Consider the following 17,536-nt stretch of genomic DNA (forward strand, 5'->3'; position numbering starts at 1 on the left):
CTCATTCACTCCTGATTGCCCAGAACTGCAGTTCAAGCCCTGGGAACTCGCCGGCGACATGAATGCCGAAGCCACTGGACGTCTTCATGCCAGCCCAGGATGGGGCTCGACGGTCCAGTTCGAAGTAGGTGAACCCTGCGTGGAAGGGCAGGTCTCGGGGCGCCACGGGCAGCGGCACCAGTGGAATACCCGGAAGTTGCAATGGCACAGCTTCGTTCAACGATTCCAGCGAGACGACTTTGGCCTTCTGCACGAACATCTGGCGCAACGTGTGCGGTGGCAGATTGGCGCGTACCGCCAGGATGAAGTCGGCCTGGTCGATCAGGCGTCGGTCTTCCAGGGTGGTCGTCATCACGCCGTACTCCAGCATTTGCAATGGCAACGAGACGGCTCGGGGTTGCAGCACCGTGCTCAGTGCCCGGCGCAGGGTGTCTTCCAGCGGTTTGAACGACGTGCGCAGCGCGGTGTGGTGATAGGCGGGGTACTCCTGTGGCAGCCGCGTCTCGTCGGTGAAGGTGACGAACTCGCCACAGGCCTGGCTCATGCACAGGTACAACTGCTCGGGATGGGTCTGGCCTTGCCTGGCCAGATGCTGGAAGCACGGCCACCAGCGGTTCATGGCCTGCAGCAGGTTGAAGTCGCGGATGTCGGCGATGCCCGACTGCCCAGAGGCACCGATGCGGGCGGCCAAGTTGCGTGCGCGTTCGCGCAGGGTGTTGGTGATCTCTTCAAGGAAGCGCTGCAGCGCCGGTACGGCGCGCACCGAAACGCTGGTGGGGTAGAACCCTTCGTCCAGTTGCAGGCTGCCATCGGGGCGCCGTTCCAGAATACGAGTAACGGCCAGGCGGGTGTAGGCGCTGCTGTCTTCGGCCTTGCGCTTGAGCTGCAGGTTGGGTACTGCCAGGTCGACCTGTACCAGGTCACCGTCTGCGCTGTGGGTGTCCTTGATTTCCTCGGCCTGGGCGCTGTAACGGAAGTTGGCGGCGTTGTCGGGCCAACTCACCTCCCGGCCGCCTTCGGTGCGCAGTGGCAGGCACAGGTAGATCTCGCTGTCTTTCGTCCCGTCGTCCTCGATCTCCAGTGGTGGAGGTGGCGGCAGGTCGGCGGGGATATCGAACACTGTGCCATCTGGCATGATGCCTCGCGCACGGGTGATGGCGATCTTGCCCAGGCTCAAGTACTCGTCGTTCAACTGCAGTTCGCTGAACCCATAGAACGCCGCATTGAGGCTGCCCAGGCGTTGGTGCAGGGCTGCTTCGCTGGCTCGGGCCGCCTGTTGAAAATGCTGCGGTTTGACGAACAGGCCTTCAGGCCAGAGGACGGGGTTGCGTGAACTCATGAGCGCTCCGTGTCAGCGTGAGTAGGTGAGGTAGTCTGGCGTGGCATCAGTCTTCCTCCTTGAGCTGGACCTGTGTGTCGTTGAGCAACACCGACAGGATGACCTGGTGGCCGCGAGGGGGAATGCGCAGCACTTGGCTCCAGGTGGCGTTTTCCTGATTGCGGTAGTCGCCGATCACCGCGATGAAGCGGGTTTCGGGATCGATGGGCGCAAAGGGAATGAACTTGAACTGGCCAGGTCGCAGCAGGTAGTCGTCATCGCGGATGTAGGTGCTGCGCAATGCCTTGGGCGGGTCTTTGTCCAGCAGTTCGTAAACGCTGTTGCGCAGTAGCGAGTCATCACGCAGCTGCAGGATCTTGATCGCCATGGGCGTAGCGACAGGCTTGGCGGCCACGGTGGTGGTGTGGGGTAAGGTGAGGATCACGGTCGGGTCGTCATAGCTGCCGGGGGTGCTCTCTTCCATGGGCGAGCGCAGTAGGTCATCGTCCTCGTCCTCTGGCATCGCGACCGGCGACATGGCGGGGAACTGTTGCTGGAGGTATTCGAGCAGGGTCCCGACTTTTTCGGTCAAGGCGTAAGGGTCACCCGCGCTCAAGCTGACGGCGTAGGGGCTCGGTTCCAGGGCGCCAGGCTGCTCGACGGGTACTTCGACGCTGTGGGCGTTGCCGTTGAGCGTTGGGCTGGCGTTGATGCTGAACGCGACTTGGGTGGGGTGTTCCTTGGGCGGGCCGACGGGCACCGAGGGGTCCACGATGACTTGGCCGATCTTGCTCAGAGACGTGCAGCCTGAGAGTCCGATCACTGCCATCAGCACAGCGGCTGCGAATGAGTAACGGGTCATGGGTGTTTTCCTGCAATCAGGCTTTCCAACGGGTTCTGCTGCGCAGGTCCTGTCACAGTGTCCAGCGCCGCCAAGGGGTCGCTGCCAACCCCTGGTTCGAAGGCCGAGCAGATTTCAATGGCGGCCTCGCGCGTGGCGCAAACCGATTGCCAGCTCTGAGCGGGTACATCGAGCAGCCATTGATCAAGGGTTCTCTGCTCAGGGCTGAACAGATCCTCCAAAGAGCGCACATCCGTATGCGAAAGCTGAGCCAGCAGTCTGAGAGCGCCAATGCGCAGTCGGTCATCGTCGAGCAGTCGCCTGGCGGTGAGCGATTCCAGGCTGTCGAGACTGTCGTTCAGATAGGTGCGCTGACAGAGGTCGATGACACAGAAGCTACCTTCGAGCCAGCGAATCTCGCAGTGGATTGGTGCGACGCTCCCTTCGCGATCATTGATCCGCCAGGTGGCCTCTGCGCTGCCGATGGTGCCGCCAGCGCAATCGAACTGGTGTCGAACCGTGACGTCGTGCGGCAACTGTTCAAGGTTGATGATGCTCAAGGTCAAGGTGCTCATGAGCGCCCCCGAAACCGCACAACCGGGGCGATCTGACCGTGGCGATCATCGACGAAACTGGTCCAGCCCAGGTAGGCGCCTTGGCTGGCGTGCAGGCAAAAGGGCGATAGGGCGTTCTGCTTGAGGCGCAGCTCCAGGTCGTAGGCCAGGCCGTCGCGCAGCAGGAAGTCGATCAGTGCACGCAGGCGATTGAAGTTGATGCCGCTGGGCAACAGGTCGCGCAGCTGATCCTGGTCGAGTTCACTGATCACGATGGTGAACTTGCTGCTGCGAGTACGCGTGCGGCTGCCGACCATAAAGGAGCTGCCGAGCTCGCCATTGCTGCGGCCCAGGCTCACCAGTTGCTGGGCCGTGGTGGGAACCAGGCGGGTTTCGAACTCGCGGATCTGCACCTGCTTGAGGTCGAAGCAGTGGGCGATGATGCCGGCGACGGTACCGGGCGCACGGCTGCGGCTGGCGATGACGCCGGCGAAGCTGAGCAGCCGGCTCCAGGGCAGCGCCGTGTCGCCGCGCAGTTGTTTGTCATTCAACCCGAGCAGGGCAAAGATGTACTGGGAGAAGCCATCGCTGGCACCCGGCTGGAAACGAATGTAATAGCGGTACTTGCGCCAGATGCGGTGCAGCAGGCTGAGCAGGTAGTGGTTGAAGAAATCGAAGAACGCAGGCCGCACACCGATGCCGTGCGCATGCTCATACGCCACTTGCTCCAGGTAGTAGGAGGGCAGGGGTGAGTCGGTGCCATGCAGCCCCATGAACGTGGTGCACACACGATAGCGGTCTGCTTCTCCAGGGATGCGTTCAGCTTTGTACACATCGGATAGCGGAAAGGTCAGCCGTGGATCACAACCCAGCCGCACACGTAGCCGAGTGGCTTCGTCCGGCCAACGCGGTTCCAGGTCATCCCCGTGCAGGCCATGCAGGCGCTCCAGCAGCTGGAAGAAGTTGTATTGGTGCGCATCGGCGAGCAACTTGTCGGCTAGATCAGCGGTTGCTTGCCGGTCTGGATTGGCCATGTGTAGTGCTCGTTGTTGGTGGTGTTGATCACTTCCAGTTGATGGAAGGAATTGATGCTGGCGTACAGGGCGAAGAAGTGCGCGAGCACGCAACCGAACAGATACAGGTCGCCCTCGCAGAGAAATGCCGCCTGATCCAGCTTCAGCCGTGTGCGTAGCCCTCGAATGGGTTGGCCCTTGATCAGCCAGTCCAGAGGTTGCGTCTGAACATCCCGAATCCCTTCGAGGCGCTTGTGGGTGGTGCGCGTCTGCTGCAGGTCGTGCAAGGCCACGAAGTCATAGGCGCGAATGACCGCTTTCAGCGGTTCGGATGAAAGCAGCGACAGGTAGTTGAGCGACATGTTGGAAATCAGAGCCCACTGCAGCTGGCCGTCCAGTACCGGTCGATAGGGGCGGGTGGGCACGCAGATATTGGTGTACGTCGCCAGCGGTGGTGTTGCTTCAGTGAGGGCATTGATGTCATCGATGCCTAGCGCCAGTGGCAGGTTGCGGTTGGTGCAAGTCAGGTCGATGGATGCAGTTTCCAGCTCACCGATGTAAGCGTTGGCATCCGCTCGCACGAAGGCGATGCGATGAGTCACGCCGTCGCCCAGCAGGGACTCTTCAAGTGTGTAGCGGTAGTACAGCGCTGTGCGCCCTTGAACATGCTCGATCTCGTGGGCGAACGACTCGAAGGGACGGAAGGTACGTAGGTGTTCGCCGGTACTTCCGTCGGTGGTCGTGCGAGTGCTGATCACCCGATCGACACTGAATATTTCATAGGCGTGCCGCTCTTCACCTTTGGGAATGAGATCAGAAGGGGCGTGCTGGTTGGATAGGTCGATAGGTTCGGCGCTGTGGCTGAACAGGTTTACAGCGGGGGTGCAGAATAGGCTGAAATCCCCTTTGCCGATGCGCAACGAGTCAGGTAGCTGGCGGGTGAAATGAAGTTCAAGGCCCACCTGCCGAGTGGCTTGATCGGGCCAGACCTTTTCCAGCCCGGTTATGCTGAAAAAGTGGAAGCGCTTGGGAAATACAAAGTACTCCTGCAAGATCCGATAGCCGTCGAAAACGTTCTGCGGGTAAGGCAGCAACCCTTCGTTTGAGCTGAAGCCTGGGAAGATGATGCTGCTGGCTGGCAGCCGACGGACCTCGCCATTGATCGTCACTGCGGCATGCTTGAGGTACTGCGCGATCCAGAGGTACAGCATGCGGGCAGTTTCGGTGTCGCCGCTCAGGTGGAAGTCCAGGCTGTCGCAGCCGAGAGTACTCAACGGTCGCTCGACCAAGGCGCTTAGGTCGATGCGCACCACCGAACTGTCGAGCGTCTGGGTGGCGTTCACTGCTTCGATCTCGAAGGGATGGATGTCCACCGCCATGCAGGTGCGAAATTCGCAGGACACCCCATCCACAGCTCTGGAAAACAGCCGCGAGCTCCTCGGGATCCGCTGGGACTGACTCAGTGCCTGCTTGCGTGGCGTGAATTGGATGATCGTGGCGCTCGGCAGCGGCCGCAGGTAATTGGGCCACAGCAGTTGCAGCATGGGGTGCGTCAGTTCAGGGAGGTCGTCTTCCAGCTTGAGCCGCAGCTTGGCGGTGAGGAAGGCAAAGGCCTCCATCAAACGCTCGACATCCGGGTCGCTACCACCCTTGCCGAGCAGTCGGGCAAGCTGTGGGTTGTCTTCGGCGAAGTCGTTCCCCAGCTCATGCAGGTAACGCAGCTCTTCGCTGAATCTTTCCTTGAGCGACATAGGTCACCTCACTCGGGTGTGGCGGTTATGGCCGTTGACCAGCAGTTCCAGTTGCAGCTGTTCCGTGTGGTTGTTGACCTGCACGTGACAGTCCAGCCTGAAATGCAGCTCCAGCGGGGCGTGACAATCGGGCACGGCTTTGAGCGAGCGCACTTGCACGCGTGGCTCGAAGCGCTGGATGGTGCGGCGGATGTCTGCGCTCACTTGCTGCAGCAGGTCGCCACTACTTGCGTCGTGCCCATTGAAGTCACGCAGGCCCAGCTCAGGGCTGCTCTGTGAGCAACCCTGGCGAGCGTTGAGCAGTGTTTCCAAGTGACGCTTGATGGCCGCGAACTTCTGGGTCGCGTTTTCTTGCCTGGAGGGCTTGCGGTTTGCGAGCTGATCGGCCACCAGTCGGTCAAAAAATCCGCTCATTGGGTATCAAGCCGTCCGACCAGGGAGATTTCGAAGTTCGCCCCCATGTACTTGAAGTGCGGGCGCACGGCGAGCGACACCTGGTACCAACCCGGATCACCGGGGACGTCCGATACCTCGACTCTAGCGGCTCGCAGAGGCCGACGGCTGCGCACATCGGCCGAGGGATTCTCCTGGTCGGCGACGTACTGCTTGATCCACTTGTTGAGCTCGGACTCAAGGTCACGGCGCTCCTTCCAGCTACCGATCTGCTCGCGCTGCAATACTTTGATGTAATGGGCCAGGCGGTTGACGATGAACAGATAGGGCAGTTGGGTACCGAGCTTGTAGTTGGTCTGCGCTTGCTGCCCTTCCGGGGTCTTGGGGAAGTTCTTCGGCTTTTGTACCGAGTTGGCGGAGAAGAATGCTGCGTTGTCGCTGTCCTTGCGCATGGTCAAGGCGATGAAGCCTTCTTCGGCCAGCTCGAACTCCTTGCGGTCGGAAATCAGCACTTCGGTGGGGATCTTGGCCTGCAGTTGGCCCAGGGACTCGTACAGGTGCACCGGCAGGTCCTCGACGGCGCCGCCCGACTGCGGGCCGATGATGTTCGGGCACCAGCGGTAGCGGGCAAAGCTGTCGTTGATGCAACTGGCCAGTAGGAACGCCGAATTGCCCCACAGGTAGTTGTCGTGCTTCCCGTCGATATTCTCGTGGTAGTGATAGCTCTGGACGGGGTTTTCCTGCGGATGATAGGCCGAGCGGAGCATGAAGCGCGGACCGGTCAGCGCCGTGTGGCGGGCATCTTCGCTTTCACGGAACGCACGCCACTTGGCATGCCGCGGGCCGGCGAAAATGTCCTTGATCTCTTTCAGGTTGGGTAGCTCTTCGAAGCTGCTCAGGTTGAAGAAGTCGGGGGACGGGGCTGCGAGGAAAGGGGCGTGCGACATGGCACCGACGGAGGCCATGTAGCTCAGCAGTTTGATATCGGGGGAAGAGGGGCCGAAGTTGTAGTTGCCCACCATCGCTGCAACCGGCTCGCCGCCAAACTGACCGTAACCCGCGGTGTAAACGTGTTTGTACATTCCGCTGCAGGTGATATCGGCAGCATTCTCGAAATCATCGAGCAAGTCTTCCTTGCTGACATGCAGGACTTCGAGCTTGATGTTCTCGCGGAAGTCTGTGCGATCAACCAGAAGTTTGAGGCTCCGCCACGAAGACTCAAGTTGCTGGAATTCAGGCTGGTGCAGGATCGCATCCATCTGTTTGCTGAGTACCCGATCCACTTCGGCAATCATCTGATCGACACGGTGTTTGTTGATTAATTGATCTGGGTCATTGCTTTTAAGGATTTCAGCAATAAAAGCCGAGACCCCTTGTTTGGCGACTTGATAACCCTCTTGTGCCGGAACCAGTTGAGTCTCTGCCATGATCTGGTCGAGCAAACTGGCTGTGCCCAATGTGTCGATAGTTGCCTCAACGGTCACGGTAGTACTGTTTTGCTTAGGCATGGGACGCTCCGCTGTCTCAGTCTTCTTTTGGTGCTTCGAGCACCAGATCCAGTTCCTGGGCGAGCTGCTTTCGGGCGTGCTCGTTGCTCAGCAGGTGCTGTAGTTGCTTGCGAAACGCAGGCACATTGCCCAACGGCCCTTTGAGGGCAACCAAGGCTTCGCGCAGCTCCAGCAGCTTGTTCAGCTCCGGTACCTGGCGGGCGATCCGGTCTGGCCCGAAGTCGTTGATCGACCGAAACTGCAACTGCACGGCGAGCTCTGTGCCTGGTGCTGCGTTGAGCATGGAAGGTACGGACATGCCCAGGCTTACGTCGGCGTCGTTCAGCACGTTGTTGAAGGTGTGTTTATCGATGCGCATGACTGGACGGTCTTCCAGCGCACGGTTGTCATCCAAGCCGAAATCGCCCATGACCAACATCTTGTGGGGAAGCTCTATTTCGGCCTGTTCATCTCCAGTGGCCGGAACATATTTGATATTTATACGTTCCTTGGGCGCGACTGAACCAATATTTTTAGCCATATGATCTGTCCTTAGTCTGTAGGAAGTTTCCGTGATTACTGAAATTTCCTACATTGTCTTGTAGGAAAGTTCTTTCTGGAATGCGCGGATTTTTACTGTGTTGTTAGGAGGGGATTCCATCTATAAAAACCTTGCATCGCATGGAGTTATTTGGTCGAGCGAGAATTTGTAACATAATATTTGTTTGTTATTTGTCGTGCTTATGGCCTACGATTTCGCCAGTTTCCAGGTGGGTTTAAATATTGAGTTGTGCGTAAGCCTGGTTTTGGATAATTAAGAATCTAGCGCGAGAAGTTGCTTGCAGTGATTAACCGGATTACATGCGGTGTAGGAGTATTCCTGCTGTTTGGTTGTATGCCGATGGACGCATACGCTGATCAAGATTGCCCGCGGATCGTGTCTAACCTCGAGCGCCTGGCATGCTTTGACAAGTCCGCCGGAACACCGCCTCGCGTTGAGCCGGTGGAGTGGTCCGCGCCAGAGCAGGACTCACCCACGGTACGCCGCGTGTTGACTCACGAAGCAAGCCGGCCGCCAGAGGACCTGACGTTTCGCCTCAACGCTCAAGCGGAGGGCTTGCTGATTTCCGCGCCCGCCATCGCATCGGCAACGCCGGCTCCGTACCTGGTCATCAGCTGTGTGCAGAACATCTCCAGGTTGCAGTTGGTGCTCGGCCGCCCTGTCGATGTGGGACGGGTGAACGTGCGGTTGCAGGGTGAGCAGCGCGCGACCCAAGCGACGCCATGGCAGGTGATGGAAAACGGTCAGGTACTCGACGCTGGTCGAGGTTTACCGGGAATCGAGCAGATCAAGCAACTGATCGGCGCTCACCGCATCCACGTCCAGAGCGACAACCCGGCCGTCGATGGCTTGATCTTTGACGCCCAGGGACTTGACCCGCTCATCAATGAGGCGCGCAAGACATGTCGCTGGTAGCACAGGTTTCGGCTGAAGAGATCGCCCGGCTGCTTGCGCCGATCGACCCACAGACACCCGCTGGCCTGTTTGATGTGGAGGACGAGACGTACCAGGCCATAGACCAGGAGATGGTCAAGCTGGGTGGGCTGCAGGAAACCTCGATCGACTGGGTCTACATCGAAGAGGCGTCCCGGCAGTACCTGAGCGAGCAGTGCAAGCACTTGCGGATCGTTGCCCACCTGAGTGCGGCATGGCTGCGCAATGGTTGCTGGGAGCGCTGGGGGTTCACCTTGGCATTGTTGGCGGGCGTTGTTGAGCGCTATTGGGAAACCGCTCATCCAAAGCCCGGCCCCAAGGGCTACCTGGGCAAGCGCAAGTTGGTCGGGATGATGGTCACCCGCTTGATCGAGGCGCTGCCGCAGCTGGACCGCTTTACCTACAACGCCTCTCATGCCGCAATGGCTGAGGACGGATTGAAGCGTCTGCAGCAGCAACAACACACCGCGCTGCTGGATGCCGCTGCTCTGGACGAGCTCGAGTGCTTGTTACGCAAACACCTGGAGCTGGCCATCGGGGCTGGCGAGCCTATCGCGCCTGCGGCTTCTACACCCAGCACCAAACCTGCATCCCTGGCGCAAGTCATCGCCACGCCAGTGCCGCGGGTGTCGCTGGGCAATGAGCGAGAAACGCGGCGTGCGGTATTGAGCATGGCCGAGCTCATCAATCAACAGGACCCCTATGACCCTACCGGCTACCAGTTACGCAGATTCGGCCTGTGGGCACACATTCAGGTTGCGCCGCAGACCAGGCAGGGCAATCGGACGGAGCTGATGGCCGTTCCGCAGGATATCGCCGGTGATTATGAAGAGGCTATCGCGGGTACGACGATTGACGCGGCGTTGCTGCAGCGGATCGAAAAGAGCGTAACGGCTTGCCCTTACTGGATTCGCGGCAGCTTCCTCGCGGCGACTGCCGCAACCCGGTTGGCGATGGGCGAAGTGGCGGAGGCCATTCGCGCTGCCACCGCACGGTTCGTGCTGCGCATGCCAGCGTTGCAGCAATTGTGCTTCAGCGACGGCCGGGTATTCGTGGATGACCAATGCCTGGCCTGGCTCAAGGGCTCCCAGGGGCAATCCGATCAGGACGCAGGCGCGCAGGAGTTTGCAAGCCTGCGCGAAGAGTTGACCGGCCAACTGGAAACCGCTGGCGTCGAACCGGTTCTGCTCAGACTGCAGGGAATGCAGGCGGATTTGCGAACGCCTCGGGAGCGCTGCCATACCACGGTGATCGCTGCTGACTTGCTGGCGGCGCGGGGAGTGTCCTGGCTGGCGCAGGACCTGTGCGCAAGCGTTGCCCGGACGATGCAGCACACCACCGCCAGCGCATGGGAGCCAGAGGTCTTTCAGCGGCTTCAGCAGTATGCCGCTCCCCAGTTGCTGGTTGAACGGAGCAAGGAACAGGAGTCTTGATGAAGCAATTATGGACGCAACTCAAACGCTGGGGCTTGCCGCTGGTAACGCGTATTGGTCTGGCGATGCCGTTGCTGCTTGCGCTGGGTGCTGTGCTGATGCTCGTTACCATCTGGTGGCTCGGTCCGCAATGGACGTGGCGTGAACAGCAACCGTTGGCCAGTGTGGCTCATCGAGGGCTGGCAAGCCTGGTGCTTGTGCTGGTGCCACTGCTGTGCTGGCTGGTTGTGCTGCGCGGGCGTAATCGCCGCCTGCAGGCAGAGCGCAATCAGGCTGTGGCCGCGGAGCTGGATCAAACGTTGCCGTTCGTTCAAGCGCAAGAGAAGGCATTGGACCAAGGGCTTTCGCGATTTCTGCACAATGCCGGTGGGCGACGCGCCTTGTACCGATTGCCCTGGTACCTGGTGGTGGGTGACCAGCACGCGGGTAAAACCAGCTTCATCGACCGTACCGAACAGAGTTTCTCTCTGACTCGCATCGACAAGGCGCAGGCGCGTGGCCGACAAGTGCAAGCGCTGGCGTACCCGATCGGTTGGTGGGTGAGCAACGATGCGGTGATCATTGATCCGCCGGGCGCCTTCATCAGTCAAGAGTCGCGATCGGTTTCGCCGGGCGAAGCGGCAGAGGCACCGGCAGTACCGCCTGGTACCCCGGCCAGGTTGTGGCAGCACCTATTGGGTTGGCTGGTACGCAACCGCAGCCAGAGAGCTCTCAACGGCGTGGTGCTGGTTGTCGACCTGCCTGCGCTACTGCACGGCACGCCAGAGCAGCGCGTTGCACTGGCACATGTCTTGCGCACCCGCTTGTATGAGTTGAGTAGCCAATTGGGCTCGCGCCTGCCGCTGTATGTGGTGCTGAGCAAGTTCGATCTGTTGGATGGTTTTGACCAGCTTTACGCAGGGGTTCCCGCTGCCTCCCGGGAAAAGATGCTGGGCTTCACCTTCAAGCTCGATGCGGCTACGACCTTCGACGCCTGGTTGGACGAGTATGGCGACTACTACGATCAATTGATCAGCCAATTGTTCGAGCAGGTGGTGGATCGCCTCGATACGTTGGGCGGCGCGTCACTGCGCGCGCGTCTGTTCTCATTGCACGCTCAGTTGGTCGGGCTGCGTCCCATACTGCTGGGCTTCCTGAAAGAAACGCTGGCAAGCGATCGCTTCACCACGCCGGCCCTGGTGCGCGGCGTGTACTGGTCTTCGGTCGTACAACAAGGCGACATGCTCAATGCGTTCGTTCGTGAGGCGGCACAGCCCTACAAAACGACGCCTCCGCTACTTGAAGGCAAGACCCAGGGCAAGGCGCTGGCCTATTTCATCCAGCACGCGTTCAGGCGGGTCATCTATCAGGAGGCCGGGCTTGCCGGCGACAACATCAGAGTGGCGCGCGGCAAGCGGCAGTTGCTCTGGGTTGGAACGGGTGTCGGTGCACTGGCTGTTTTCGTCTCAATCGCCAGCTGGCAACGCTACTTCGATATCAATGGCGCCAAGGCTGCCAACGTGCTCGCCAAAAGCCAGGAATACAGTCATCACCAAGTGGATCAGCGCCTGGATCCGACCGGGCGCAACCTATTGGAACCGCTGGACCAGATTCGCGACGCTGTGTCGGTGTTTGGCGACTATCGTGCCGCGTGGCCGGGTGTGGCTGATCTAGGTTTGTATCAGGGACGTGCTATCGGACCCCGCGTCGATGAGGCCTACCTCAGTTTGCTCTCGAAACGTTTTCTGCCGGCCTTGGCCAGTGGGGTAATTGAGGCCATGGATGCAGCGTCCCCAGGCAGTGAGCAGCAAATGGCAGCGCTCAGGGTTTACCGGATGCTAGAGGACCGGCGCAATCGCCGACCCGAATGGGTCGAGGACTGGATGGCCCGCCAGTGGCAGCAAAAGTTTCCCGGCCAAGGGCAACTGCAACGTGACCTTATGCGGCACCTGAAGTACGCCATGGCCTATGCCGATACCGAACTGCCGCAGTACAAACAGCGTATCGCCGAGGTGCAGCAGACCTTGCGCAGGGTGCCACTGCCAGAGCGAGTCTATGCGAGCCTCAAGCAGCAGGCAGGGGAGCAGTTGCATGCAGGTCTGGACCTGCGTCATCAGGTTGGGCCAGCGTTCGATGTGGTGTATCAGCCCGCTGTCGGTGCCAGGCAGGGTGAAGGGCTGTTGCTGGCACCAATGCTTACCGCCAAGGGCTTCAAGGAATACTTCGAGCCGCGCAGCCAGCGCTTCGCCGAATTGGCGATGGTCGACGAATGGGCGCTGGGTGAGCGCGGCCAGCTTGATTACTCGGATGCCGACCGAGAGGCGCTGGGAGAAAGGCTGCGCAGCTTGTACAGCGCTGATTTCATCGACAGTTGGCGGCGGGCCTTGAATGCCTTCTCGGTGGCTGACTTCCGCGATCTGGATCATGGGGTTGAGGTGCTGCAGCAGTTCATCGGTCCAGCCGCACCCCTGCATCGACTGTTGGAGACTGTAAAGGACAACACTTCGCTTTCAGCCGCTGTGGGCATTGAGATCTCTGAGGATGCTGAGGCGTTGCGGCCGAGAGTCGGCAAACCAGAGCAACAACAGGCGTGGGCAATCCAGCGTACTTTTGCAGGGCTGAGCACCCTGCTGCGGGCATCGGGCGATAAGCCCAGCTACTACGATGAAACCCTGGGCGCCATTGCGGCTGTCCATGACTATGCCAAGGCGGTGCAGGACAGTCCGGACAGAGGTAAGGCTGCACTTCGGGCCGTGCATCAACGTTTCGCAATGACAGGGCAAGATCCAATCAGCACCTTGCAACGAGTCGCCACCGGCTTGCCCGAGCCGATCAACCACCAGGTCAGGAAAGTGGCCGATCAAACGGCACAGGTGCTGAACGTCGAAGCGCTGCGCGAATTGGAGCGGCGCTGGGATACCGAAGTGTATAGCTTCTTCCAGCAGCGTCTGGCCGGACGCTATCCCTTCGTGGTACGAGCGCCCGATGCTTCCCTGGACGACTTCGAAGCGTTCTTCGGACCGAAGGGGCGGCTGCAGCAGTTCAATGATCAATATCTCAAGGTCTTCCTGAAGGATAACCTCGAAGCCTTGCAGGCCGGCGAGCAAGGGCACCCGCTGATTCGCAGCGACGTGATTGAACAGCTGGAGTTGGCAGATCGCATCCGTGAAACCTTCTTCGATCAGCGCGGCAACCTGAGCGTGCAGTTCAGCATCGAGCCGCTGGGGCTCAGCGCCAACCAGCGCACCAGTCTGCTGGATCTTGATGGGCAGCTTATTTCATACACCCATGGTCCACGCCAGATCACCGGTATCGTCTGGCCCAACACCTTGGGGCAGCACGTGCGTAGCAACCTGACTTTGCTCAGACAGAACGGCAATAGCAGTAGTTTGGAATACCGCGGCCCCTGGTCGATGTTTCGTTTGCTCAGCCGCGGATCGCTCAATGGGCGCACGGCGACCAGTGTGGACCTGAGCTTCAGGACCGGCGATGGCGTGATGCGTTATCGGCTAAGCGCTGAGAAGGCTTTCAATCCCATTACTCAACAGCCGTTCAAAGGTTTCCGGCTGCCGCGTGGACTGTTGCAGCAATCGCCCAGGTTGGCGCCAACCACGCAGGCTGGCCTATAAGCGATGTAAGGGACTCGCTCATGCAAATGCATGAGCGAGTGAGACCTTTGAAATGCTGTGCGCAGGCCAGCTCCACGTCGGCATTGCGCACGCGTTGGTTGATCGCGACACGGTCGCGACGAATGTCCATCGGCTCGAACGGCGTCTCGTCGGTGAAGATCGCCTCCCGTTCATAGGCACCCCACGCGTCGTCGCCGACCACGCTGGAGCCGGAGGTGTGGATGAACGCTTTACCACTGCCGCGCAGGGCGTTGATGAAGATCTCGACGCTGGCAAGGTGGTCCGAGTCGGCGGTGTGCACCAAAAATCATGTGTCCAAGACAGCCGGGACTCGACGCTCAGAAATAAAAGTTTTGTGGTAATGCTTTTTAAATATTTCTGGTTATAACCGCGGCTCGCTAAAGTAGCGTCACTTTCCGATCGCCACCTACGCTGGAACTCCTTGCCATGAGCGGCCCCCAGGGACATTCGAGCCCGATCCTGACCTTCCCCCAAGGGGAAAAGGATCCCCTGTCGATTCGGGCCAAGGCCCTGGTCTTCGCCGATCCGCGTTCGCGCCAACTGCTGGAGTTTCTGCAAAGGGTCGGGCCCAGTGACGTGCCCGTGCTGATCAACGGTGAGACCGGCACCGGCAAGGAGCTGGTCGCCCGTTACCTGCATGCGGCCAGCGGCCGTCGTGGCGCCTTCGTGGCGGTCAATTGCGGGGCGATCAGCGAAACGCTCGCCGAAAGCGAATTCTTCGGCCATGAGGCCGGGGCCTTTTCCGGCGCCGCGGGCCGTCGTGCCGGCTGGTTCGAGGAGGCTGACGGCGGCACCTTGTTTCTCGACGAGATTGGCGATCTGCCGCTCGCGCTGCAGGTCAAGCTGTTGCGCGTGCTGCAGGAGCAGGAGGTGGTGCGGGTCGGCTCGCGAAAGCCCGTGAAGATCGACATCCGCCTGGTAACCGCCACCAACGTCGACCTGGAGCAGGCGGTGGAGGCGGGCAACTTTCGCCTGGACCTCTTCTATCGCATCAACGTCGCCCAGGTCGCCGTGTTGCCATTGCGCGAAAGGCCCCTCGACATCCTGCCGTTGGTGGAGCACTTTCGGCGAATCTACAGCGCGCGCTTGAACATCAGTGAACCGATGCTCTCCGAGTCGGCGACCCAGGCACTGCTTGACTATCCCTGGCCGGGCAATATCCGTGAGCTGGAAAACGTTGTGCACCTGGCATTGCTGGTGGCCGGCGACAAGCCGATTCGCCCGGAGCACCTGAAGTTTTCCGCTGGGCTGAGTGTGGCCAGGGCCAGTGCGGGCAACGTGCACACGCTGCCCCAGGAGGTGATGCGCGAACAGTTGCTGCGCTTGTTCGAGGTCCCTGGAGAGGCGTTGCTGCACGACATCGAAGACCTGATCGTGCGCGAAGCGTTTGCCTATTGCGGCTTCAACCAGCTGCGCACGGCGGCGTTGCTGGGCATCACCCGCAATGCCATGCGCACCTTGCTGGTCAATCACGGCATGCTCAAGGGCCGCACGCCGGGCTGATCCGCCGCAACAACGGCACCAGCTCGGCCCCCAGGTGAATCGCCTCTTCCAGATGCGGGAAGCCCGACAGCACGAAACACTCCACGCCCAGTTGGCTGTAGGCTTCGATCCGGTCGGCGACCTGCTGGTAGCTGCCCACCAGCGCAGTGCCGGCGCCCCCCCGCACCAGCCCGACCCCGGCCCAGAGGTTGGGTGAAACCTCCAGCTCACGCGCCCGTCGTCCACGCCCCTTGACCAGCCCGGTCTGGCGCGACTGGCCGACCGACTCGTAGGCGGCCATCTGCAGTTGCGCCTGTTCGATGGCTTCCTTGGGGATCTCCTCCAGCAACCGCTCCACATGCGCCCAGGCTTGCTCATCGGTGGGCGCGGCGAACACGTGCAAACGCAAGCCGAAGCGCAAGGTGCGTCCGCGAGTTGCGGCCAGCTCGCGCATGCGCAGGATGCGTTCGGCGATCATCTGCGGCGGTTCGCACCACATCAGGTAGGTCTGCGCATGGGCTGCGCCGACCTGTTCGGCGGCGTTGGATGCGCCGCCGAAATAGATCGCCGGTGCTGCTGCCTGAGGTGCGATCGGGCTGCCGCCCCCGCTGCGGTAGTAGCGTCCGTGATGGGGTTGACCGTGTCCGCTCCAGACGGCCTGGAACACCTGGAGGAACTCGGCAGTGCGTGCATAACGCTCGTCATGCTCGAGAAAATCCCCCAGCGAGCGTTGCTCGAAGCGGCTCGATCCGCTGACCACATGCAAGTCCAGGCGCCCGTTGCTGAGCAACTGCAGGGTCGCGGCGCGGTGGGCGCTGTAGGCGGGCAGTTCGAGCCCCGGACGCACCGTCAGCAGGAAGCGCAGGCGCTGTACCTCCTGGGCCAGCACGGCCGTGATCAGCCAGGGGTCTTCGAAACCGCTGGCGGTGGGCACCATGATGCCATCGAAGTTGCCGAGCTCGGCGGCGCGTACCACCTGGCGCAAATAGTCGAGGGTCGGCGCGCGTTCACCCTGCTGGAACAGGCCGACCTTGGGCAGGCCGCTGCTGGTCAGGTGACGGCCGTCGCCATTGGTGGGCAGGAACCAGTCGATCTCGATCGGCCTGTGCGCGGGCTTGTACATCTCAGACGCTCTCCTTGCGGGTCAGCAGGGGCAGGACTTGCTCGCCGAAGCGCAGCACCTCGCTGACCGTCGGCTGGCCCTGGATGACGATATGCTCGATCCCTACGCCGTGCAGCTCTTGCAGGCGGGTGGCGAGTTGCTGCGCGGTGCCGACCAGGTACAGCGGTTGATCGGGGGCCTGCTGCAGCAGGTTGGGGTGCACCTCGAAGCGGCGTAGCGGGTGGCCATCGCGTTGCAACCGCGTCACGCTGTCAGCGCGGTCGGCGGGTGGTGCAGGCAGTTGGCGGGCGGCGGCTTCCCAGGCTTGCGCCTCGGTGTCGGCGAGTATCAGGCCGAGGGTGCAGGCGAACGTCGGTGCCAACGCCGGTTCGGGGCTGGCGTTGCGCTGTCGGGCAATGGCCTGGCGCAGCCAGGCGGGTGGCGCCGGGCGCAGCAGGCAGGCCTGGGCGTGGCTGGCGATCAGCGCAGGGCTTTGGCTGTCGTCGAGGACGATGGGCGGTGCGGGCAGGTCGCGCCAGGCGAAGCCTGCGTTCTCCAGCTGAAAATAGCGACCGTTGTAGGTGAAGCCCGGGTCGCTGCCGCGCAGCAGGCGCCCGAGGATTTCCAGGTATTCGCCAATACGCTCGTTGCGCTGGTCGCGGTTGAGCCAGTCGCCGAACGCCTGGCGCAGGCTGTTCTGTTCGCCGTCTGGCAGGTGCAGGCGCACGCGGTTGGCGCTGATCGACTGCAGGCTCTGCACTGTACTGGCCAGCGCTGCTGGCAGCATCACTTGCGGCGGTATGCTGACGGTCAAGCGCACATGGCGGGTGTGTGCACACAGCGCTGCGGCTATGCCCAGGCTGTCGAGGCACTGCGCGCCACCGGGAATCCACAGGCCATCGAGCCCGGCATATTCGACCGCCTGGGCCAGTTGAATCCAGTGCCCAGGGCCTGTCACGCCGCCGTGCGCCGCAGCCGGGCCGCAGAGCGGCAGTTGCCAGCTGAATTCAAGGGCCATGACCACGCTCCGTCGGGCGG

At 61.2% G+C, this 17,536-nt stretch carries 15 protein-coding genes; 4 read left to right on the plus strand and 11 right to left on the minus strand.

The features are described 5' to 3' along the window. Position 1: 1 nt before the first annotated feature. From tssK to tssB, 8 genes are read right to left on the minus strand one after another with little or no spacing between them, the layout of a single operon-like run. On the minus strand, positions 2–1,339 hold the full coding sequence (tssK, locus tag ACTYOL_RS10290; protein ID WP_200603615.1) for a type VI secretion system baseplate subunit TssK: 1,338 nt from the start codon (positions 1,337–1,339) through the stop codon (positions 2–4). A 46-nt stretch (positions 1,340–1,385) separates the two neighbouring features. Then, the gene (tssJ, locus tag ACTYOL_RS10295; RefSeq protein WP_444757865.1) at positions 1,386–2,180 is read right to left on the minus strand and encodes a type VI secretion system lipoprotein TssJ; all 795 of its coding nucleotides are present in this window, start codon (positions 2,178–2,180) and stop codon (positions 1,386–1,388) included. Further along, on the minus strand, positions 2,177–2,734 hold the full coding sequence (locus ACTYOL_RS10300; protein ID WP_153773051.1) for an FHA domain-containing protein: 558 nt from the start codon (positions 2,732–2,734) through the stop codon (positions 2,177–2,179). The genes tssJ and ACTYOL_RS10300 overlap by 4 nt, the downstream gene beginning before the upstream one ends. Then, on the minus strand, positions 2,731–3,747 hold the full coding sequence (gene tssG, locus ACTYOL_RS10305; RefSeq protein ID WP_153773052.1) for a type VI secretion system baseplate subunit TssG: 1,017 nt from the start codon (positions 3,745–3,747) through the stop codon (positions 2,731–2,733). Before tssG ends, ACTYOL_RS10300 begins: the two co-directional genes overlap by 4 nt. Continuing rightward, complete coding sequence (gene tssF, locus ACTYOL_RS10310) at positions 3,711–5,477, minus strand: type VI secretion system baseplate subunit TssF (protein WP_444757866.1); 1,767 nt, start codon at positions 5,475–5,477, stop codon at positions 3,711–3,713. The genes tssG and tssF overlap by 37 nt, the downstream gene beginning before the upstream one ends. 3 nt (positions 5,478–5,480) lie before the next feature. Further along, entirely contained in the window at positions 5,481–5,891 is a 411-nt protein-coding gene (gene tssE, locus ACTYOL_RS10315; protein ID WP_153773054.1) for a type VI secretion system baseplate subunit TssE, read from the minus strand. Next, positions 5,888–7,378 carry a type VI secretion system contractile sheath large subunit gene (tssC, locus tag ACTYOL_RS10320; protein WP_153773055.1) on the minus strand — a complete coding sequence of 497 codons (1,491 nt, stop codon included), beginning with the start codon at positions 7,376–7,378 and terminating at the stop codon, positions 5,888–5,890. Before tssC ends, tssE begins: the two co-directional genes overlap by 4 nt. 16 nt (positions 7,379–7,394) lie before the next feature. Beyond that, positions 7,395–7,898 carry a type VI secretion system contractile sheath small subunit gene (tssB, locus tag ACTYOL_RS10325; RefSeq protein ID WP_197891451.1) on the minus strand — a complete coding sequence of 168 codons (504 nt, stop codon included), beginning with the start codon at positions 7,896–7,898 and terminating at the stop codon, positions 7,395–7,397. A gap of 360 nt (positions 7,899–8,258) precedes the next feature. Between tssB and vasI the strand changes: the two genes are divergently transcribed. From vasI to tssM, 3 genes are read left to right on the plus strand one after another with little or no spacing between them, the layout of a single operon-like run. Further along, positions 8,259–8,834, plus strand: a complete 576-nt coding sequence (gene vasI / locus ACTYOL_RS10330) for a type VI secretion system-associated protein VasI (protein WP_232233457.1) — start codon at positions 8,259–8,261, stop codon at positions 8,832–8,834. After that, a complete protein-coding gene (tssA, locus tag ACTYOL_RS10335; protein ID WP_153773058.1) occupies positions 8,822–10,285 on the plus strand; it encodes a type VI secretion system protein TssA in 1,464 nt (487 codons plus the stop codon). Before vasI ends, tssA begins: the two co-directional genes overlap by 13 nt. Beyond that, on the plus strand, positions 10,285–13,893 hold the full coding sequence (gene tssM, locus ACTYOL_RS10340; RefSeq protein WP_444757867.1) for a type VI secretion system membrane subunit TssM: 3,609 nt from the start codon (positions 10,285–10,287) through the stop codon (positions 13,891–13,893). Before tssA ends, tssM begins: the two co-directional genes overlap by 1 nt. Here the strand turns inward: tssM and ACTYOL_RS10345 are convergent. Next, complete coding sequence (locus ACTYOL_RS10345; protein ID WP_444757868.1) at positions 13,817–14,194, minus strand: hypothetical protein; 378 nt, start codon at positions 14,192–14,194, stop codon at positions 13,817–13,819. The two genes, tssM and ACTYOL_RS10345, sit on opposite strands and share 77 nt — an antisense overlap. 146 nt (positions 14,195–14,340) lie before the next feature. Here ACTYOL_RS10345 and ACTYOL_RS10350 point away from each other — a divergent pair, with 146 nt between their 5' ends. Continuing rightward, entirely contained in the window at positions 14,341–15,417 is a 1,077-nt protein-coding gene (locus ACTYOL_RS10350) for a sigma-54 interaction domain-containing protein (protein WP_444757869.1), read from the plus strand. On the opposite strand, the gene ACTYOL_RS10355 is transcribed toward ACTYOL_RS10350, so the two are convergent. Together ACTYOL_RS10355 and ACTYOL_RS10360 are read right to left on the minus strand one after the other, a co-directional pair. Beyond that, entirely contained in the window at positions 15,395–16,519 is a 1,125-nt protein-coding gene (locus tag ACTYOL_RS10355; protein ID WP_054892722.1) for an LLM class flavin-dependent oxidoreductase, read from the minus strand. The two genes, ACTYOL_RS10350 and ACTYOL_RS10355, sit on opposite strands and share 23 nt — an antisense overlap. A 1-nt stretch (position 16,520) precedes the next feature. Further along, positions 16,521–17,516, minus strand: coding sequence for an LLM class flavin-dependent oxidoreductase (locus tag ACTYOL_RS10360; RefSeq protein WP_444757870.1), 996 nt, complete (start codon positions 17,514–17,516; stop codon positions 16,521–16,523). Positions 17,517–17,536: the final 20 nt, after the last annotated feature.

The sequence above is a fragment of the Pseudomonas sp. A014 genome, from assembly GCF_052378495.1.
Lineage (GTDB): Bacteria > Pseudomonadota > Gammaproteobacteria > Pseudomonadales > Pseudomonadaceae > Aquipseudomonas > Aquipseudomonas machongensis.